At 67.4% G+C, this 17,365-nt stretch carries 25 protein-coding genes; 2 read left to right on the forward strand and 23 right to left on the reverse strand.

Features of this window, described 5'->3' with window-relative positions; translation table 11 throughout:
* From rpmD to rpsJ, 20 genes are all read right to left on the reverse strand, one after another.
* On the reverse strand, positions 1-183 hold the full coding sequence (gene rpmD, locus C6N31_RS02855) for a 50S ribosomal protein L30 (RefSeq protein WP_138352911.1): 183 nt from the start codon (positions 181-183) through the stop codon (positions 1-3).
* Positions 183-785 (reverse strand): 30S ribosomal protein S5, encoded by a 603-nt coding sequence (rpsE, locus tag C6N31_RS02860; protein WP_138352910.1) that lies wholly within the window; start codon positions 783-785, stop codon positions 183-185. Before rpsE ends, rpmD begins: the two co-directional genes overlap by 1 nt.
* A 43-nt stretch (positions 786-828) precedes the next feature.
* On the reverse strand, positions 829-1,212 hold the full coding sequence (gene rplR / locus C6N31_RS02865) for a 50S ribosomal protein L18 (protein ID WP_138352909.1): 384 nt from the start codon (positions 1,210-1,212) through the stop codon (positions 829-831).
* Between the two features lie 2 nt (positions 1,213-1,214).
* Positions 1,215-1,754 carry a 50S ribosomal protein L6 gene (rplF, locus tag C6N31_RS02870; RefSeq protein WP_138352908.1) on the reverse strand — a complete coding sequence of 180 codons (540 nt, stop codon included), beginning with the start codon at positions 1,752-1,754 and terminating at the stop codon, positions 1,215-1,217.
* 21 nt (positions 1,755-1,775) lie between these two features.
* Positions 1,776-2,174 (reverse strand): 30S ribosomal protein S8, encoded by a 399-nt coding sequence (gene rpsH, locus C6N31_RS02875; protein WP_138352907.1) that lies wholly within the window; start codon positions 2,172-2,174, stop codon positions 1,776-1,778.
* Between the two features lie 220 nt (positions 2,175-2,394).
* Entirely contained in the window at positions 2,395-2,580 is a 186-nt protein-coding gene (locus C6N31_RS02880; protein WP_073492416.1) for a type Z 30S ribosomal protein S14, read from the reverse strand.
* A gap of 2 nt (positions 2,581-2,582) precedes the next feature.
* Positions 2,583-3,140: a 50S ribosomal protein L5 gene (gene rplE / locus C6N31_RS02885; RefSeq protein WP_138352906.1), complete on the reverse strand. Its 558-nt coding sequence runs from the start codon at positions 3,138-3,140 to the stop codon at positions 2,583-2,585.
* A complete protein-coding gene (rplX, locus tag C6N31_RS02890; protein WP_138352905.1) occupies positions 3,140-3,463 on the reverse strand; it encodes a 50S ribosomal protein L24 in 324 nt (107 codons plus the stop codon). The genes rplE and rplX overlap by 1 nt, the downstream gene beginning before the upstream one ends.
* Positions 3,464-3,466: 3 nt before the next feature.
* Complete coding sequence (gene rplN, locus C6N31_RS02895) at positions 3,467-3,835, reverse strand: 50S ribosomal protein L14 (protein WP_073492414.1); 369 nt, start codon at positions 3,833-3,835, stop codon at positions 3,467-3,469.
* Between the two features lie 97 nt (positions 3,836-3,932).
* Positions 3,933-4,217 carry a 30S ribosomal protein S17 gene (gene rpsQ, locus C6N31_RS02900; RefSeq protein ID WP_138352904.1) on the reverse strand — a complete coding sequence of 95 codons (285 nt, stop codon included), beginning with the start codon at positions 4,215-4,217 and terminating at the stop codon, positions 3,933-3,935.
* Positions 4,217-4,444 carry a 50S ribosomal protein L29 gene (gene rpmC, locus C6N31_RS02905; RefSeq protein WP_138352903.1) on the reverse strand — a complete coding sequence of 76 codons (228 nt, stop codon included), beginning with the start codon at positions 4,442-4,444 and terminating at the stop codon, positions 4,217-4,219. Before rpmC ends, rpsQ begins: the two co-directional genes overlap by 1 nt.
* Positions 4,444-4,863, reverse strand: a complete 420-nt coding sequence (gene rplP, locus C6N31_RS02910) for a 50S ribosomal protein L16 (protein WP_138352902.1) — start codon at positions 4,861-4,863, stop codon at positions 4,444-4,446. Before rplP ends, rpmC begins: the two co-directional genes overlap by 1 nt.
* 4 nt (positions 4,864-4,867) lie before the next feature.
* Positions 4,868-5,707: a 30S ribosomal protein S3 gene (rpsC, locus tag C6N31_RS02915; RefSeq protein ID WP_138352901.1), complete on the reverse strand. Its 840-nt coding sequence runs from the start codon at positions 5,705-5,707 to the stop codon at positions 4,868-4,870.
* Positions 5,707-6,054 carry a 50S ribosomal protein L22 gene (rplV, locus tag C6N31_RS02920; RefSeq protein ID WP_138352992.1) on the reverse strand — a complete coding sequence of 116 codons (348 nt, stop codon included), beginning with the start codon at positions 6,052-6,054 and terminating at the stop codon, positions 5,707-5,709. The genes rpsC and rplV overlap by 1 nt, the downstream gene beginning before the upstream one ends.
* Before the next feature lie 43 nt (positions 6,055-6,097).
* Positions 6,098-6,379 carry a 30S ribosomal protein S19 gene (rpsS, locus tag C6N31_RS02925; protein WP_138352900.1) on the reverse strand — a complete coding sequence of 94 codons (282 nt, stop codon included), beginning with the start codon at positions 6,377-6,379 and terminating at the stop codon, positions 6,098-6,100.
* Positions 6,380-6,391: 12 nt separating this feature from the next.
* Positions 6,392-7,228, reverse strand: a complete 837-nt coding sequence (gene rplB / locus C6N31_RS02930; RefSeq protein ID WP_138352899.1) for a 50S ribosomal protein L2 — start codon at positions 7,226-7,228, stop codon at positions 6,392-6,394.
* Between the two features lie 39 nt (positions 7,229-7,267).
* Positions 7,268-7,603, reverse strand: coding sequence for a 50S ribosomal protein L23 (gene rplW / locus C6N31_RS02935; protein WP_138352898.1), 336 nt, complete (start codon positions 7,601-7,603; stop codon positions 7,268-7,270).
* Positions 7,603-8,280, reverse strand: coding sequence for a 50S ribosomal protein L4 (gene rplD, locus C6N31_RS02940; protein WP_138352897.1), 678 nt, complete (start codon positions 8,278-8,280; stop codon positions 7,603-7,605). Before rplD ends, rplW begins: the two co-directional genes overlap by 1 nt.
* A 4-nt stretch (positions 8,281-8,284) precedes the next feature.
* Positions 8,285-8,929: a 50S ribosomal protein L3 gene (gene rplC / locus C6N31_RS02945; RefSeq protein WP_138352896.1), complete on the reverse strand. Its 645-nt coding sequence runs from the start codon at positions 8,927-8,929 to the stop codon at positions 8,285-8,287.
* A 13-nt stretch (positions 8,930-8,942) separates the two neighbouring features.
* A complete protein-coding gene (gene rpsJ / locus C6N31_RS02950; protein WP_138352895.1) occupies positions 8,943-9,251 on the reverse strand; it encodes a 30S ribosomal protein S10 in 309 nt (102 codons plus the stop codon).
* Between the two features lie 480 nt (positions 9,252-9,731).
* Here rpsJ and C6N31_RS02955 point away from each other — a divergent pair, with 480 nt between their 5' ends.
* Positions 9,732-11,312 carry a N,N-dimethylformamidase beta subunit family domain-containing protein gene (locus C6N31_RS02955; RefSeq protein ID WP_138352894.1) on the forward strand — a complete coding sequence of 527 codons (1,581 nt, stop codon included), beginning with the start codon at positions 9,732-9,734 and terminating at the stop codon, positions 11,310-11,312.
* A 35-nt stretch (positions 11,313-11,347) separates the two neighbouring features.
* On the opposite strand, the gene C6N31_RS02960 is transcribed toward C6N31_RS02955, so the two are convergent.
* Positions 11,348-12,367, reverse strand: a complete 1,020-nt coding sequence (locus C6N31_RS02960) for a PD40 domain-containing protein (RefSeq protein WP_138352893.1) — start codon at positions 12,365-12,367, stop codon at positions 11,348-11,350.
* Positions 12,364-13,662, reverse strand: a complete 1,299-nt coding sequence (locus C6N31_RS02965) for an MFS transporter (RefSeq protein ID WP_198357082.1) — start codon at positions 13,660-13,662, stop codon at positions 12,364-12,366. The genes C6N31_RS02960 and C6N31_RS02965 overlap by 4 nt, the downstream gene beginning before the upstream one ends.
* 129 nt (positions 13,663-13,791) lie before the next feature.
* Here C6N31_RS02965 and C6N31_RS02970 point away from each other — a divergent pair, with 129 nt between their 5' ends.
* Positions 13,792-15,885 (forward strand): PIG-L family deacetylase, encoded by a 2,094-nt coding sequence (locus C6N31_RS02970; RefSeq protein ID WP_138352892.1) that lies wholly within the window; start codon positions 13,792-13,794, stop codon positions 15,883-15,885.
* 273 nt (positions 15,886-16,158) lie between these two features.
* On the opposite strand, the gene tuf is transcribed toward C6N31_RS02970, so the two are convergent.
* Positions 16,159-17,352, reverse strand: a complete 1,194-nt coding sequence (gene tuf, locus C6N31_RS02975) for an elongation factor Tu (protein ID WP_138352891.1) — start codon at positions 17,350-17,352, stop codon at positions 16,159-16,161.
* Positions 17,353-17,365 lie beyond the last annotated feature (13 nt).

Consider the following 17,365-nt stretch of genomic DNA (forward strand, 5'->3'; position numbering starts at 1 on the left):
TCAGTCAACCTCCTCGACCGTGACGAGGTGGCGGACGGTCTGGACCATTCCGCGAATCTCCGGACGGTCCTCCTTGACCACCACGTCGTTCAGGCGCTTGAGCCCGAGCGAACGCAGGGTGTCACGGTGGTTCTGCTTGCTACCGATGTAGGACTTGATCTGCGTGACCTTGAGGCGAGCCATCAGGCACCCACCCCGGCACGTGCACGCAGCAGAGCTGCGGGCGCGACGTCCTCCAGCGGCAGGCCACGACGGGCAGCGATCTCCTCGGGGCGCTGAAGGCCCTGAAGCGCGGCCACCGTGGCGTGCACGATGTTGATCGCGTTGTCCGAGCCGAGGCTCTTGGACAGAACGTCGTGGATACCGGCGCACTCGAGTACGGCGCGCACCGGGCCACCGGCGATAACACCGGTACCGGGGGAAGCAGGCTTGAGCAGAACGACGCCCGCGGCCTTCTCGCCCTGGATCGGGTGCGGGATGGTGCCCTGGATGCGGGGAACCTTGAAGAAGTTCTTCTTCGCTTCCTCGACACCCTTGGCGATGGCGGCCGGAACTTCCTTGGCCTTGCCATAACCGACACCGACGGTGCCGTCACCATCGCCCACCACGACCAGCGCGGTGAAGCTGAAGCGACGACCACCCTTGACTACCTTGGCGACGCGGTTGATCGCGACAACACGCTCGACGTAGGCGGTCTTCTCGGCCTGCTGGCCGTCCCGCCCAGACTTACGGTCACGCCGCTCGCCGCCACCGGCACCGCTGCCGCGGCGCTGGGGTCCAGCCATTGGAATTACCTCTCTTCGTTGATCCGCTAGCTGCGGGACGAACTCAGAACTCGAGTCCGGCTTCGCGGGCGGCGTCCGCAAGGGCGGCAATGCGCCCTGCGTACTGATTGCCGCCACGGTCGAATACGACAGTCTCAATACCCGCGGCCTTGGCACGCTCGGCCACGAGCTGGCCGACCTGCTTCGCCTTGGAGGACTTGTCGCCTTCGCCGCCACGGATGGACGGGTCGAGGGTCGACGCCGACGCGAGGGTGTGCCCCGCGAGGTCGTCGATAACCTGCGCCACGATGCCGCGGTTGGACCTGGTCACGACGAGACGCGGACGCGCCTCCGTGCCCGAGATCCGCTTGCGGACGCGGATGTGGCGACGCTTGAGAGCCGCGCCCTTGTAAGCCTTGCCCTTGGCGATCTTCACACCGTATGCCATGGCTACTTACCAGCCTTTCCGACCTTGCGGCGGATGACTTCGCCCGCGTACTTAACACCCTTGCCCTTGTACGGGTCGGGCTTCCGCAGCTTGCGGATGTTCGCGGCTACCTCGCCGACCTTCTGCTTGTCGATTCCCTCGACACTCAGCTTGGTCGGCGACTCCACCTTGAACGAGATGCCCTCCGGCGGCTCGATCACGACGGGGTGGCTGTAGCCCAGGGCGAACTCCAGATTGGAGCCCTTCGCCTGGACGCGGTAGCCGACGCCGTTGATCTCGAGCGCCTTGCTGTAACCCGCGGTCACGCCAGTGATCATGTTCGCCACCAGCGTGCGGGACAGGCCGTGCAGGGCCTTCGAAACACGCTCGTCGTTAGGACGCGACACGATGAGCGTGCCGGTCTCGTCCTTGGCGACATCGATCGGGGCAGCGACGGTGTGGGAAAGGGAACCCTTGGGGCCCTTCACCGAGACCGTACGGCCGTCGATGGTGACGTCCACGCCGGCGGGAACCGGGATGGGCAGCTTGCCGATGCGCGACATTGCAATGCCTCCTGTTCCCGATTACCAGACGTAGGCGAGGACTTCCCCACCTACGCCCTTCTTGCTGGCCTGCTGGCCGGTGAGGAGACCGTGGGACGTGGAGATGATCGCCACGCCCAGGCCGCCGAGCACCTTGGGCAGATTGGTGGACTTTGCGTAGACCCGAAGGCCCGGCTTGCTGATGCGCTTGATGCCGGCGATCGAGCGCTCACGGCTCGGACCGAACTTCAGCTCGAGGATGAGGTTCTTGCCAACCTCGGCATCCTCGACCTTCCAGCCGGTGATGTAACCCTCCTGCTGGAGGATCTCCGCGATGTGCGACTTGATCTTGCTGAACGGCATCACGACGTCATCGTGATACGCCGAGTTCGCATTACGCAGACGGGTGAGCATGTCTGCGATGGGGTCGGTCATGGTCATGAGTTGGCCCTAGGCCTCTCTCGCCGGGGTTTCCATTGCGCCATCCTTCTCCCCGAGCAAAGTCGGGACGGGTGCGGCGCGGGGACCTACGGCGTAGTAAGTCGGTCATGGGCGACAGGGCGCCCAACCCCTCTACCTTACGGCAGACGGGGAGGGCATCCTGCCGTCCAGATGCTTACCGAGAGTTCCTGGTCACCGGATTCCCCGAAGGGAACCGGATCTACCAGGAGCTCTTGGTCACGCCCGGCAGCTCGCCACGGTGAGCCATCTCACGAAGGCACACGCGGCAGAGGCCGAACTTGCGGTAGACAGAGTGCGGCCGGCCACAGCGCTGGCAGCGGTTGTAACCGCGCACAGCGAACTTGGGCTTGCGAGCGGCCTTAGCGATCAGAGCCTTCTTCGCCACGGTCACATCTCCTTGAACGGGAAGCCGAGGTGACGAAGCAGGGCACGACCCTCGTCGTCGTTGGTCGCCGTGGTAACCACGGTGATGTCCATGCCCCGGACCCGGTCGATCTTGTCCTGGTCGATCTCGTGGAACATGACCTGCTCCGTGAGACCGAAGGTGTAGTTGCCCCGGCCGTCGAACTGCTTCGGCGACAGGCCGCGGAAGTCACGGATACGCGGCAGTGCGAGTGACAGCACGCGGTCCAGGAACTCCCACATACGGTCACCGCGGAGGGTGACGTGGGCGCCGATCGGCTGGCCCTCACGCAGCTTGAACTGCGCGATGGACTTGCGGGCCTTGGTGACCTGCGGCTTCTGGCCGGTGATCGTGGCGAGGTCGCGAATCGCGCCCTCGATCAGCTTGGAGTCGCGGGCGGCGTCGCCCACACCCATGTTGACCACGATCTTGGTCAGACCCGGGATCTGCATGACGTTCTCGAAAGAGAACTCCTCGTGCAGCTTGCCCGAGATTTCCTCGCGGTAGCGCGTCTTCAGACGCGGCGTGGTGGTGGCAGTCATCAGATGTCCTCACCCGTCCGCTTGGCAACGCGGATCTTGTTGCCTTCGTCGTCGAAGCGGTAACCGACGCGGGTAACGACCTTCTTGCCGTCCTTCTCCACGATCAGCTGAACATTGCTGATGTGAATCGGGGCCTCGGTCGTGATGATCCCACCGGTCTTGCTACCGCGGTCGGACTGGCCGGCCTTGGTGTGCTTCTTGACCCGGTTGACACCCTCGACGAGGACACGGCTCTCAGTGGGGTAGGCCACAATGACCTTGCCCTGCTTGCCGCGGTCCTTACCGGTGATGACCTGGACCAGGTCGCCCTTCTTGATCTTCATCGGTTACAGCACCTCCGGCGCGAGAGAAACGATCTTCATGAACTTCTTCTCGCGCAGCTCACGGCCCACCGGGCCGAAGATACGGGTGCCGCGGGGGTCGCCGTCGTTCTTCAGAATGACGGCGGCGTTCTCGTCGAACCGGATGTACGAGCCGTCTGCGCGACGGCGCTCCTTGACGGTCCGGACGATGACCGCCTTGACGACCTCGCCCTTCTTCACGTTGCCACCGGGGATCGCGTCCTTGACGGTGGCAACGATGACGTCACCGATTCCCGCGTAGCGGCGACCCGAACCACCGAGAACACGGATGCAAAGGATTTCCTTCGCACCAGTGTTGTCGGCGATCCGCAGTCGCGACTCCTGCTGGATCACGTCTATCTCCTGTTTGTCGCGTCGGTTCCCGGTAGGGGCGGGTTGCCCCGCCCCTACCGAGCCTGACGGAACGGTCCTGAGGGAAAGCCCTCAGGGATTACTTGGCCTTCTCGAGGATCTCCACGACGCGCCAGCGCTTGGTGGCAGAGGTCGGCCGGGTCTCCATGAGGAGGACACGGTCGCCGATGCCGGCAGCGTTCTGCTCGTCGTGCGCCTTGAGCTTGTTGGTGCGCCGGATGACCTTGCCGTACAGGGCGTGCTTCACACGGTCCTCGACGGCGACCACTACGGTCTTGTCCATCTTGTCGCTGACCACAAGGCCCTCACGGGTCTTGCGGAAGCCGCGCTGCTCGGAGGTCTCAGTCACATTCTTCTCGCTCATCAGGCGCTCTCCACCGTCTCGATGCCCAGCTCGCGCTCGCGCATCAAGGTGTAGATCCGGGCGATGTCCTTGCGGACGACCTTGAGCCGGTTGTTGTTCTCGAGCTGTCCCGTGGCCGCTTGGAAGCGGAGGTTGAACAGCTCCTCCTTGGCTTCGCTCAGCTTGGCGAGGAGTTCCTCGTCGCCCAGCGTGCGCAGCTCGGTGGCCTTAGTGGTGCCGGCCGCCATCACGATTCACCTGCCTCGCGCCGCACAATGCGGCACTTCATCGGAAGCTTGTGGGCGGCGCGGGTGAGCGCCTCCTTGGCAACCTTCTCGTTCGGGAAGGACAGCTCGAACATCACCCGACCGGGCTTGACGTTCGCGATCCACCACTCCGGCGAACCCTTACCGGAACCCATGCGGGTCTCAGCAGGCTTCTTGGTCAGCGGACGGTCCGGGTAGATGTTGATCCAGACCTTGCCGCCGCGCTTGATGTGACGGGTGATGGAGATACGAGCGGACTCGATCTGCCGGTTCGTCACATAGGCCGGGGTGACGGCCTGCAGGCCGTACTCACCGAACGCGAGTTCGGTGCCGCCCTTGGCCATGCCCGAGCGCTTCGGGTGGTGCTGCTTGCGGTGCTTGACCCTGCGGGGGATCAGCATTGGGTCAGGCCTCCGTTCCGGGAGTGTCCGCAGCCGGAGCCTCGACAGCGGCGGGGGCCTCGGCCTTGGGAGCCGAACCGCCGTCCGTCTGGGGCTTACGGCCGCGGCCGCCGCGCTCGCCACCGCGGCGCTGCGGACGGTCGGTTCCACCGGCGCCGGGACCACGCGACGGGCGGTTGCCCGCACGGGCCGCGGCGTTGTCGGCGCGAACCTCTGCGATGTTCTTGACGTTGCCCTTGTAGATCCACACCTTCACACCGATGCGGCCGAAGGTGGTCTTGGCCTCGAAGAAGCCGTAGTCCACGTTGGCGCGCAGGGTGTGCAGCGGCACACGGCCTTCGCGGTAGAACTCAGAGCGGGACATCTCGGCGCCGCCGAGACGGCCACCGCACTGGATCTTGATGCCCTTGGCGCCGGCCTTCATGGTGCCCTGCATGCTCTTACGCATGGCACGACGGAAGGAGACACGCGAGGAGAGCTGCTCGGCGACGGCCTGGGCCACCAGCTGAGCGTCCATCTCGGGGTTCTTGACCTCGAGGATGTTCAGCTGCACCTGCTTGCCGGTCAGCTTCTCCAGGTCGCCGCGGATGCGGTCGGCCTCGGCACCACGACGGCCGATGACGATGCCGGGACGCGCGGTGTGGATGTCCACACGCACGCGGTCACGGGTGCGCTCGATCTCAACCTTCGAGATGCCGGCGCGCTCCATGCCCTGCGTCATCATCTTGCGGATGGCGACGTCTTCCTTGACGTAGTCCTTGTACAGCTTGTCGGCGTACCAACGAGACTTGAAGTCCGTGGTAATTCCGAGCCGGAACCCGTACGGGTTAACCTTCTGGCCCATTACCGGGTCCCTTCCTTGCTGCTGACGACCACGGTGATGTGGCTGGTCCGCTTGCGGATCCGGTAGGCACGGCCCTGGGCACGCGGACGGAACCGCTTCAGGGTCGGACCTTCGTCGACATACGCCTCAGTGATGACGAGAGACTCGGCATCGGAGTGGTCGTAGTTGTGCGCGGCGTTGGCAATGGCGCTGTCAAGCACCTTGCCCACCGGCACGCTCGCGGCCTGCGGGGCGAAACGCAGGACCGCCTGAGCCTCCGTGGCATTCATGCCACGGATGAGGTCCACCACGCGGCGGGCCTTCATGGGCGTGACGCGGATGTACCGCGCCTGGGCCCTGGCTTCCATGGTTGTCCCTTCGGTGTCAGTCATAGTCTTCGCACTCCGCCGATCAGCGACGCTTCGTCTTGCGGTCGTCCTTGACGTGGCCGCGGAACGTGCGGGTCGGCGAGAATTCGCCGAGCTTGTGGCCGACCATGGACTCGGTGACGAACACCGGGACGTGGATCTTGCCGTTGTGCACCGCGATCGTGTGGCCCAGCATCGCCGGAATGATCATGGAGCGGCGGGACCAGGTCTTGATGACGTTGTGGGTGCCTGCCTCGTTCTGTACGTCCACCTTCTTGATGAGGTGGTCGTCGACGAAGGGCCCCTTCTTGAGACTGCGCGGCATCTAAACCTGCTCCTAGCGCTTCTTGTTCGTCTTGCGGCGGCGGACGATGTACTTGCTGCTTGCCTTCTTCGGCGAGCGAGTACGACCCTCCTTCTGACCCCACGGGGAGACCGGGTGGCGACCACCGGAGGTCTTACCCTCACCACCACCGTGCGGGTGGTCGACAGGGTTCATCGCGACACCGCGGACGGTCGGGCGGACGCCCTTCCAGCGCATACGGCCGGCCTTGCCCCAGTTGATGTTCGACTGCTCGGCGTTGCCGACCTCGCCAACAGTGGCGCGGCAGCGGACGTCGACCAGGCGGACCTCACCGGACGGCATACGAAGGGTGGCCATGGAGCCCTCCTTCGCCAGCAGCTGGACCGAAGCACCCGCGGAACGGGAGATCTTCGCACCGCCGCCGGGACGCAGCTCGATAGCGTGGATGGTCGTACCCACCGGGATGTTGCGCAGCGGGAGGTTGTTGCCCGGCTTGATGTCGGCCGTGGGGCCGTTCTCAACCCGGTCGCCCTGGCTCAACTTGGCCGGGGCAATGATGTAGCGCTTCTCGCCGTCTGCGTAGTGCAGCAGCGCGATGCGTGCGGTGCGGTTCGGGTCGTACTCGATGTGAGCGACCTTCGCCGGAACGCCGTCCTTGTCATGACGACGGAAGTCGATGACTCGGTAAGCACGCTTGTGACCGCCACCCTGGTGGCGAACAGTGATGCGACCCGAGCTGTTACGCCCGCCCTTGCTGTGCAGGGGGCGGACCAGCGACTTCTCCGGCGTGGACCGCGTGATCTCGACGAAGTCGGCGACGCTGGAGCCACGACGGCCCGGCGTCGTCGGCTTGTACTTGCGGATACCCATTTCTCAGTCCTCGTCCGATATCGGACGACACGGACTCCGTTAGGAGACCGGGCCGCCGAAGATGTCGATTCGGTCGCCCTCAGCGAGGGTCACGATGGCGCGCTTGGTGTCCTTGCGCTTGCCGAAACCGGTCTTGGTGCGCTTGCGCTTACCCTGCCGGTTGATCGTGTTGACCCCGGTGACCTTGACCGAGAAGACCGCCTCGACGGCCTGCTTGATCTGGGTCTTATTGCTGCCCGGCGCGACGATGAACGTGTACTTGTTCTCGTCCAGGAGCGCGTAGCTCTTCTCGGAAACCACCGGCTTGACCAGGATGTCACGGGGGTCCGTGAAGGTCTTGCTGGTGACGACCGCGGCGGTTTTGGTCTCACTCATCAGGCGTCGTTCCCTTCGAGCTCATCCTCGGAGGCAACGGCCTTGGCGGACGCGGCGGGACCCGCCACGAAACGCTCGAAGGCATCCTTCGTGAAGACCACTTCGTCGGAGACGAGCACGTCGTAGGTGTTCAGCTGACCGGCTTCCAGGATGTGGACCTGGGGCAGGTTGCGGGCGGACAGCCACGCGGCCTCGTCAGCGCGCTCGACGACCAGGAGCACGTTCTTACGCTCCGAGATCTTGCCGAACAGCGTCTTGGCGGACTTCGTGGAAGGCGTCGTGCCCTCGATCACGCCGGAAACGACGTGAATGCGGGAGTGACGCGCCCGGTCGGTCAGGGCGCCGAGGAGGGCGGCCCGGATCATCTTCTTCGGCGTCCGCTGGGAGTAGTCACGCGGCTTCGGACCGTGGACGACGCCACCGCCCGCGAACTGCGGAGCGCGGGTCGAACCCTGGCGGGCGCGGCCGGTGCCCTTCTGGCGGTAAGGCTTGCGCCCACCACCGCGGACCTCGCCGCGACGCTTGGTGCTGTGCGTGCCCTGACGGGCGGCAGCGAGCTGCGCCACGACGACCTGGTGGATCAGCGGAATGCTGACCTTGGCGTCGAAGATCTCGGCGGGAAGCTCAAGGCTCCCGGTCTTGTCGCCCGCGGGCGACAGGATGTCAATGGTGCTCATATCCTCAAGCCCCCTTGGCCGCGGTACGGACCAGGATGAGGCCGCCGTTCGGACCAGGTACCGCTCCCTTGATGAGGAGCAGGCCCTTCTCCGCGTCAACGGCGTGGACGGTCAGATTCTGTGTGGTCACACGCTCTCCACCCATCCGGCCGGCCATCTTCATGCCCTTGAAGACACGACCCGGGGTGGCACAGCCACCGATGGAGCCGGGGGAACGGTGCTTGCGCTGAACGCCGTGACCAGCGCCGAGACCCTTGAAGTTGTGACGCTTCATGACACCGGCGAAACCCTTGCCCTTGCTGGTGCCGGTCACATCGACCTTGACACCGGACTCGAAGGTCGCAGCGGTGATCTCCTGGCCCAGCGTGTACTCGCCGGCGTCAGGCGTACGAAGCTCCACCAGGTGGCGGCGCGGGGTTACGTCGGCCTTGGCGAAGTGACCCTTGAGGGGCTTGTTCACCTTGCGCGGGTCAATCTCGCCGAAGGCGATCTGAACCGACTCGTAGCCGTCGACGTCGTTGGTGCGGACCTGGGTCACGACACACGGGCCGGCCTTGATGACGGTCACCGGCACAATGCGGTTGTTCTCGTCCCAGACCTGCGTCATGCCGAGCTTCTCGCCCAGGACGCCCTTAATGCTCTTAGCCATCTCGCGCGTCACCTCAGAGCTTGATCTCGATGTCGACGCCAGCCGGGAGGTCGAGACGCATCAGCGAGTCAACCGTCTTCGGCGTGGGGTCGAGAATGTCGATGAGCCGCTTGTGGGTGCGCATCTCGAAGTGCTCGCGCGCATCCTTGTACTTGTGCGGCGACTTGATGACGCAGTACACGTTCTTCTCAGTGGGCAGCGGCACCGGGCCTGCGACGTGCGCACCAGTACGCGTCACCGTCTCGACGATCTTCTTCGCCGAGGAGTCGATGACCTCGTGGTCGTACGCCTTGAGCCGGATGCGGATCTTCTGTCCCGCCATGGCTACTCCGTAGTCCTTTGTCTCGTAACGCTCTGGAACCCGGTCGGTAGTGACTCTCCGCCGACCCACGCGGTCGGGCGTGTCGCACCCCTTCTCATAAATTTCCGCAAGCGGAAATCCCTCGGAGAAGGAAGCGCGGCGCTCTGACCGCAGGATGTGGTGAAGACTCCCACCGGGTGCCTGGCCGGAACCGCACTAACGCTTCCCGGAAGATTCCCGTACGTCCGTCATGCCACCAAGAGGCGGATCATGACGACGAGTACTGTGGGACTCGCTTCCGGTCCTCCCGACGGGAGGCGCGCAGCATCGGCGCTCGACCGAGCAACTTGGCTAGTGTGCCATATGGGGCACACTCCACGCCAATCGAGCCGGTGACACTACCACCTGGGCAGGCGGAGCAACCAAAGGCTCCCCCGGACGGTCCTCATCTGCGGAGTTCCCTGACATGGCGGGGACACGTCGGACGAGAAAGAGTGTTCGTTGAAGAGGCTGCCCCGTCTGGTACTGCTCACGGTCGTCCTCGCGCTGTTCGCCGGCGCGTGCGGCACCCCCGGCACCGGAGCGCTGACCCCGCCCGCCAGGACTCCCCAGGCCGCCCCGCCGCTCGACATGGACAACTGGTCGGTGACGGAGGAGAACCGGCGGCCCGGCAGCACCGCCTGGCGGCTGCGCGACCCGGGGCCGTCCGACGCGATCGAGGGCTTCGCCGACCACGTGAGCGTCACCTCAGGAGAATCGTTTCGGCTGTTCGTCTCCACCACCGCCAGGAGCTTCCGCGTCGAGGCGTACCGGATGGGCTGGTACCAGGGGAAGCAGGGCCGCAAGGTCTGGTCGTCGGCATCCCGGCCCGGTGAGCGGCAGGCGGGCCCGAAGACGGTGCCCGGCATATACCTGATCAGCGCGCCCTGGAAGCCGTCCCTGACGGTGAGCACCAGGAACTGGCCGCAGGGCAGCTATCTGCTGAAGCTCGTCTCCAGCCAGGGCCACGACCGCTGGGTGACGCTGACGATCCGCTCCACCTCCACCGTCGGCCGCACCGTGTTCGTGAACGCGGTCACCACCTGGGCCGCGTACAACAAGTGGGGCGGCGGCACCAATGTCTACGGCGACTCCCGCGGCACCACGGGACCCGGCTACGACAAGCGCTCGCGCAAGGCCGGCTTCGACCGGCCGTACGACGGCAAGGGCTCGCCCTTCAACTGGTACGAGCTGCCGATGCTCAGCATCGCGGAGCGGATGCGCATACCGCTCGCCTACGAGACCGACACCGACCTCGACAACTCGGCGGAGCTGTTCCGCGGCGCCCGTGCGGTGATCTTCCCCGGGCACGACGAGTACTGGTCGGCGGGCATGCGCGACAACACCCTCACGATCCGCGACGCCGGCGTGAACATCGCCTTCTTCTCCTCCAACGCCGCCTACCGGCACATACGGCTGGAGCCCAGCTCGCTGGGCAAGGACCGCGTGGTGGTGGTCTACAAGGACCCCGCCGAGGACCCGATGATCCTCAAGGACCCCAGCCAGGCCACCCAGCAGTGGCGGCTGCCGCCCGACCCGCGCCCGGAGAGCGTCCTGACCGGCGTGCTGTACGAGTGCAACCCGGTCTACGCGCCGTTCGTCGTCACCGACCCGGACGCGTGGATGTTCCGCGGCACCGGCGCCAGGGCCGGCAGCAAGTACATCGGACTGGTCGGCGTGGAGTCGGACCGGCTGATGGCCGGCGTCCCGGTGCCGCGCCCGATCCAGGTCGTCGGGGACTCCCCGCTGACCTGCCGCGGCGCGAAGACCCGGGCCAACGCCGCCTACTACACGGTGCCTTCGGGCGCCGGGGTCTTCGCCACCGGCACCATGAGCTGGGCCTGCAGCGTGTACGGCAACACCGGCTGCCGGGACCAGGCCGGCGAGCAGCGGGTGCCCGAGGCGTCCGGGGAGTTCGCCCGCCAGGTCTCCGAGAACATCCTGCGGGTCTTCGCCGCCGGACCGGCGGGCCGTACGTACCCGGCGCAGGACAACTACGCCCGGTACGTCTCACCGCCCAGCAGGATGTCCTTCGCGCACTGAGACTGAGGGCCTGTGGCCGGGCGGGCGGGGAGCGCTCAGCGCACCACGCTCGGCCCGTAGGCGCCCGACACCATCAGCTCAGGCCGGCCCGAACCGTCCGCGGGCTGCTTCCACACGTCGAAGGCGCTGCTGCCGGTCGGCAGGGAGTAGGCGATGGTGCGGTCGTCCAGCCAGTCGCCCTGGTCGTCCACGCTGCGGGTCTCGGCGAGCGCCGTCTCCCGCAGGGTCGCCAGGTCCAGCACGTACAGCCGCCACGGCTTGGACGGGTCGTCGGAGATCTTCTTCTTGAAGACCAGCCGGGTGCCGTCGGGGGAGAGCGACGGGCACTCGACGTTCTCCCGCAACACGGTCATGGTGCGGGCCGCGAAGTCGCCGCGGACCAGGAACGTTCCGCCGCTGGAGGAGCTGCCCAGCGTCGCGTAGAAGGTGTTGTCGTCCTTCAGGAACGACACCCCCCAGAAGTTCCGGTCCGGCGGTGTGAAGTCCTTGCCGTTCCGCCGGACCTCGAACGTCTCCAGGGTCGGCACCACCGTGTCGGTGCGCGAGTCGTAGATGCCGGTGCGGGTGGAGAAGCCGGCCGAGGTGTACGAGTCCCCGTAGACGAACGCCGTCCAGGCCGCCATCCGGCCGTCGGCGGAGAGCCGGGCGCGGCTGGGCAGGCCGGGCAGCTGGATCCGCTTGAGCAGCTTCATCCGGCTGTCGCGCAGCTCCGCGTAGTGGTGCACCACCAGGCCGTTCTGGCCGGCCAGGCAGAGCAGCCGGCCGGCCGCCGCGTAGCTGCGCTCGCAGGCCTGCGTGTCGACCTTCCGGCCGCCGCCGGGGCTGCCCACCCGCACCTCGGCCAGCCGGCCGAAGCCGGGGCCCTTGGCGGTGTCGCGGAAGATCAGCCGGGCACTGCCGCCCGGGGTGAGGTCGACGGCGCCGGCGACCGGGCGCACTCCCTCACCGCCCCCGGCGCGGGCCTTGTCGCGCTGCAGGGCGTACACCGTGTACCCGATGGCCACCGAGGCCAGCACGGCCACGCACACCGCGAAAACTATGATCCGGTTCTTCATACGTCGGCCACCTCGGGACCGTGGGCGGCACCCGGCCGCAGCAGCACCATGCACAGCAGCACGGCGGCCGTCAGAGCGACGGTGAATCCTTGGATGGTGTTCTCCGGGCCCCAGCGCATCCAGGCGGCGCCGAACGCCACGGAGGAGACGGAACGGCCCAGGGTCTGGGTGGTCTGCAGCACGGACAGCCCGCTGGTGCGCAGCTCCTCGGGGATCAGCGGCCCGGCGTGCGCCATCAGGACGCCGTCGGTCGCCGCGTAGAACAGCCCGTGCAGGGCCAGGACGATGAGGATCAGGGCCGTGCCCCGCAGGTCCAGGACGCCGCCGATCAGCAGATAGGCGCCGATCAGGCAGGCGTGCCCGGCCAGGAAGATCTTCCAGCGGCCGATCCGGTCGGCCAGCCCGCCCAGCGGCACCGCCGCCAGCAGGTACACCCCGGTCGTGCCCAGCGGGAGCAGCGGGAACCAGGAGATCGCCAGGTCGGTGCGGTTCTGCAGCGCCAGGTAGATGAACGCGTCGGAGACCGTCGCCAGGCCGAGCAGGCAGGCCCCGATGCAGGCCCGCCGGAACGCCGCGTTGCCGAGCATCCCCAGCCCGGCGCGGAGCGAGACCGCGACCCGGGCGGTCTTCTTCCGCGTGAACGGGTCCCTTACGAACAGCGCGAGGGCCACCACGCCGATCGCGCCGATGCAGAAGCTCACCACGAACACGGCGTCGTACGCGGTGCCCAGCGAGGTGCTCATCATCGACATCAGGGCGAAGGCGATGACCGGGCCGATGAAGGCGCCGACGGTGTCCATCGCCCGGTGCACGCCGAACGCCCGGCCCTGCGACTCCGGCGGGGTGGACAGCGAGATCAGCGCGTCCCGCGGGGCGGTTCTGATCCCCTTGCCCGCCCGGTCGACGGCCATCATCATCCCGATGCCCGGCACCGAGGCGCCCACCAGGGGGAATCCCAGCTTCGTCACCGCCGACATGAGGTAGCCGGAGCCCGCCACGGCCTTGCGTGCGGTGAACTTGTCGGCGAGGTAGCCGCCGACGATCCGCAGCAGGGCCGTCGACCCCGAGTACACGCCGTCCAGGAAGCCGAACTGCAGCATGCTCAGACCGAGTCCGGTCACCAGGTACACGGGAAGGACCGCGGTGACCATCTCCGAGGAGATGTCGGTGATCAGGCTCGTCATCCCGAGCGCGAAGACGTTCGCCGACACCAGACCGCGCAGTCCCCGGCGGCGGCCCGGACGTTCGCCCTCGGACCGGGCCTTGTCACTCGCCCGGGTCTCCGACAGATACACGCATCGCTCCCTTAACGCCCTGGTAACCCGACGGACCACCCTAGGTCAGCCGGCGTGCAGGTTCTCGCACGCAACCTCGGAGCCGTCCGAACGCTCCTATCTGTTGTGAGCGTCTCTACGAGGCGAAGGTTGTCCCGCAGGGAACTACTTGTCGCCACAGCCCTAGCAACCGCGGCCGCGGCAGCCGGCTGCACCAGCACGCCGTCCGACGCGAAACCGGTCACCGGTTCCGACCCGAGCGCGGTCCAGGCCTACCGGCCCGGCGCCAAGCCGCTGCTCCTCCAGGTCCTCGCGCACCCGGACGACGACCTGTACTTCATGAACCCCGACACCCTGCACGCCGTGCGCAGCGGCGTCCCGGTGGTCTCGGTCTACGTGACGGCGGGCGAGTCCGTGGGCGTGAACCACGCGCCGCGCACCCCCACGCCCAAGGCCAACCGGCAGGCGTACTCCTCCGCCCGGCACCAGGGGCTGCGCCAGGCGTACGCGACCATGCTCGGCCTCGACAAGTTCACCCCGTGGCGCCATTCCGCGCTGCGGCTCACCGGCGGCCTCACCGTCGAGCTCGACCAGCTGGCGAACGGTGAGCGCCGGGCCGATCTGGTCTTCGTGAACCTGTCGATGGGCGAGGGGAACCCGAACCTGATGGGACTCCCCCATCTGTGGGCGGTCCCCGGCATCACCCTGGACACCGTGGTGGCCACCGGTTCCCCCGTCGGAAGGTCCACCAAGGTGAGCCACCGGACCCTGGTGGACTCGCTGGCCGCGCTGCTGGAGCGCTACCAGCCGACCCTCGTGCAGACCCTGGACCCCGATCCCGACATCCAGGTGCACGACGCGGCCCACCACCAGAACAGCGACCAGAACGGCTACTCCGACCACCGCGACCACACGCCCGCCGCGCTCTTCGCCTGGAAGGCCCTCGCCCAGTGGGTGGCCGACAGCGCGAAGGCGGACGGTGACGTGCCGCGGTTCGTGACCACCTCCTACCGCGGCTACTACAACCAGCGCTGGCCCCGCAATCTCCCGCAGTCCGTGGTCCGGGAGAAGAACGAGTACCTCCTGCCGTACGGCGGAGATCCGGAGTGGGACTGCGGCAACGCCGCCGGCTGCGGGGACTACGGAGTCGGCCAGAACACCCCGCTGACCAACCCCAAGGGCTGGGTCCGTTCCACCCACTACCGCTACCCCGGCGCCCGGCCCGCGACGTTCACCGGCGCCGACGGCCGGCTGGAGGCGTTCAGCGTCCTCGGCACCCGGGCCGTGCGCTGGCAGGAGAGCGCCCCCGGCAGCGGCCAGTGGAGCGATCCCCAGGACCTCGGCGGCGGGCCGCTGGCCCCCGCGCTGGCCGCCGTGAAGGACACCACGGGCCGCCGGCTGCTGTTCGCCCTGCGGTTCTCCTCCCTGCAGGGCCAGGGCGGGCACAACTCACGCGAGATCGTCCTGCTGGAACAGAGCTCCCCCGACGGCGCGTTCCGGGCCTGGACCGGTATGGGCAACCCCGAGCGCACCGAGGACAACGGCCGCCGGATCGGCTGCCCGGTCGCGATCTCCACCCCCGACGGGCGGGTCCACCTCTTCGTCCGCAGCGCCGCCAAGGGTGTCTGGACCAAGGTCAGGGAGCCCGGCGGGAAGTGGGGCGACTGGCGTGACCTCGGCGGCGACGAGGTGCAGGACGGCCTGGCGGTGGTGCTCGACGGCCAGGCGCGGATCCATGTCTTCGCCGCCGGCCGCGAGACCGTCCACCACTGGACGCAGCCCGCGCCCGGGCAGCCGATGGCCTTCCAGGCGCTGAAGGGCATGCCGCAGCCCGGTGAGCCCCCGTCCGCGGCGCTCGCCCCCGACGGCTCCCTCACGGTCGCCTACCGGCGGCCGGTGACCGGCGAGCTGGTACTGCGCACGGTCGACGGCACGGCGTCACGGGACGGCGTGCTGACGCCCGCGCAACTGAGCGGGTACGGCGGCTACGCCGATGTCGCGGTCGGCGCCGCGCCGGCCCGCAGCGGGCACCGCGGCCTGCTGCTGCTCGGCAAGGAGCTCGACGGCACCGTCAAGCTCGTGGACACCACGCAGCCCGGCCGGCCGCTCAAGCGGCCGCCCTTCGCGCTCCCGGTCGGCACCCCCACGCTGCTGCACGGCGCCGACGGCCGGGCGTACGTGGTCGGCCTGGACTTCGCCGCGACCCCGTGGGTGTGGCGGGCCGAGACGCAGTCCACGGCGTAACCGCCCGGGGGACCTCCCCGCAGATACGTTCTGGAAAAAGGCCAAGGGCCCTGCCCCACCGCGAACGGTGGGACAGGGCCCTTGGTGTGATGCTCGCCAGGACCTGTCCGGCCAGCCCAGGCCGGGCCCGCGACGCCTGGCACGCACGCTCGCTGCGTTGCCGAAACGACCGGATAGCTCCGCTATCAGGACGCTCCGGCGCCTTGCGATCGCACGCACCAGACGCCGCGGCCTATCCGACCCAGACCGGCCGGACAGGCCCTAAGCGTCAGATCACTTGGTGATCTTGACGACCTGGCCGGCGCCCACGGTACGGCCACCCTCGCGGATGGCGAACTTCAGGCCCTCTTCCATGGCGATCGGCTGGATCAGCGCGACCGTCATGGCGGTGTTGTCGCCCGGCATGACCATCTCGGTGCCCTCGGGGAGGGTCACAACGCCGGTCACGTCGGTCGTCCGGAAGTAGAACTGCGGACGGTAGTTGTTGAAGAAGGGGGTGTGACGGCCACCCTCGTCCTTCGACAGGATGTAGGCCTGGGCCTCAAACTCGGTGTGCGGCGTGACCGAACCCGGCTTGATGATGACCTGGCCGCGCTCGACGTCCTCGCGCTTGATGCCACGGAGGAGCAGACCGACGTTCTCGCCCGCCTGGCCCTCGTCGAGCAGCTTGCGGAACATCTCGATACCGGTGACCGTGGTGGTGGTCTTGGTCTCCTTGATGCCGATGATGTCGACAGTCTCGTTGACCTTGAGGACACCACGCTCGATACGACCGGTGACGACGGTGCCACGACCGGTGATCGTGAAGACGTCCTCGATCGGCATCAGGAACGGCTTCTCGACGTCACGAGCCGGAGTCGGGATCGCCTCGTCGACGGCCGCCATGAGCTCGAGGAGCTTCGCGCCCCACTCCTTGTCGCCCTCAAGAGCCTTGAGCGCCGACACGCGCACGACCGGAAGGTCGTCGCCCGCGTACTCGTACTCGGAGAGGAGCTCACGGACCTCGAGCTCGACGAGCTCCAGGATCTCCTCGTCGTCCACCATGTCGGCCTTGTTCAGGGCCACGACGATGTACGGAACGCCGACCTGGCGGGCCAGGAGCACGTGCTCCTTGGTCTGCGGCATCGGGCCGTCGGTCGCGGCGACAACGAGGATGGCGCCGTCCATCTGCGCCGCACCCGTGATCATGTTCTTGATGTAGTCCGCGTGACCGGGGCAGTCGACGTGCGCGTAGTGACGCGACTCCGTCTGGTACTCGACGTGCGCGATCGAGATCGTGATACCGCGCTGGCGCTCCTCAGGAGCCTTGTCGATCTGGTCGAAGGCCGAGGCCTCGTTCAGGTCCGGGTACGCGTCATGCAGCACCTTGGTAATCGCCGCGGTCAGCGTCGTCTTACCGTGGTCGATGTGACCGATGGTGCCGATGTTGACGTGCGGCTTAGTCCGCTCGAACTTCGCCTTCGCCACTGGGGTCCTCCTG

The organism is Streptomyces fildesensis, from assembly GCF_016107395.1.
Taxonomy (GTDB): Bacteria; Actinomycetota; Actinomycetes; order Streptomycetales; family Streptomycetaceae; genus Actinacidiphila; species Actinacidiphila fildesensis.

Excerpts from the sequence above, each read along its gene's own strand:
- rpmD (WP_138352911.1), bottom strand. The coding sequence starts at position 183 with ATGGCTCGCCTCAAGGTCACGCAGATCAAGTCCTACATCGGTAGCAAG.
- rpsE (WP_138352910.1), bottom strand. The coding sequence starts at position 785 with ATGGCTGGACCCCAGCGCCGCGGCAGCGGTGCCGGTGGCGGCGAGCGG.
- rplR (WP_138352909.1), bottom strand. The coding sequence starts at position 1,212 with ATGGCATACGGTGTGAAGATCGCCAAGGGCAAGGCTTACAAGGGCGCG.
- rplF (WP_138352908.1), bottom strand. The coding sequence starts at position 1,754 with ATGTCGCGCATCGGCAAGCTGCCCATCCCGGTTCCCGCCGGCGTGGAC.
- rpsH (WP_138352907.1), bottom strand. The coding sequence starts at position 2,174 with ATGACCATGACCGACCCCATCGCAGACATGCTCACCCGTCTGCGTAAT.
- rplE (WP_138352906.1), bottom strand. The coding sequence starts at position 3,140 with ATGACTGCCACCACCACGCCGCGTCTGAAGACGCGCTACCGCGAGGAA.
- rplX (WP_138352905.1), bottom strand. The coding sequence starts at position 3,463 with ATGAAGATCAAGAAGGGCGACCTGGTCCAGGTCATCACCGGTAAGGAC.
- rpsQ (WP_138352904.1), bottom strand. The coding sequence starts at position 4,217 with ATGAGCGAGAAGAATGTGACTGAGACCTCCGAGCAGCGCGGCTTCCGC.
- rpmC (WP_138352903.1), bottom strand. The coding sequence starts at position 4,444 with ATGGCGGCCGGCACCACTAAGGCCACCGAGCTGCGCACGCTGGGCGAC.
- rplP (WP_138352902.1), bottom strand. The coding sequence starts at position 4,863 with ATGCTGATCCCCCGCAGGGTCAAGCACCGCAAGCAGCACCACCCGAAG.
- rpsC (WP_138352901.1), bottom strand. The coding sequence starts at position 5,707 with ATGGGCCAGAAGGTTAACCCGTACGGGTTCCGGCTCGGAATTACCACG.
- rplV (WP_138352992.1), bottom strand. The coding sequence starts at position 6,054 with ATGGAAGCCAGGGCCCAGGCGCGGTACATCCGCGTCACGCCCATGAAG.
- rpsS (WP_138352900.1), bottom strand. The coding sequence starts at position 6,379 with ATGCCGCGCAGTCTCAAGAAGGGGCCCTTCGTCGACGACCACCTCATC.
- rplB (WP_138352899.1), bottom strand. The coding sequence starts at position 7,228 with ATGGGTATCCGCAAGTACAAGCCGACGACGCCGGGCCGTCGTGGCTCC.
- rplW (WP_138352898.1), bottom strand. The coding sequence starts at position 7,603 with ATGAGTGAGACCAAAACCGCCGCGGTCGTCACCAGCAAGACCTTCACG.
- rplD (WP_138352897.1), bottom strand. The coding sequence starts at position 8,280 with ATGAGCACCATTGACATCCTGTCGCCCGCGGGCGACAAGACCGGGAGC.
- rplC (WP_138352896.1), bottom strand. The coding sequence starts at position 8,929 with ATGGCTAAGAGCATTAAGGGCGTCCTGGGCGAGAAGCTCGGCATGACG.
- rpsJ (WP_138352895.1), bottom strand. The coding sequence starts at position 9,251 with ATGGCGGGACAGAAGATCCGCATCCGGCTCAAGGCGTACGACCACGAG.
- C6N31_RS02960 (WP_138352893.1), bottom strand. The coding sequence starts at position 12,367 with ATGAAGAACCGGATCATAGTTTTCGCGGTGTGCGTGGCCGTGCTGGCC.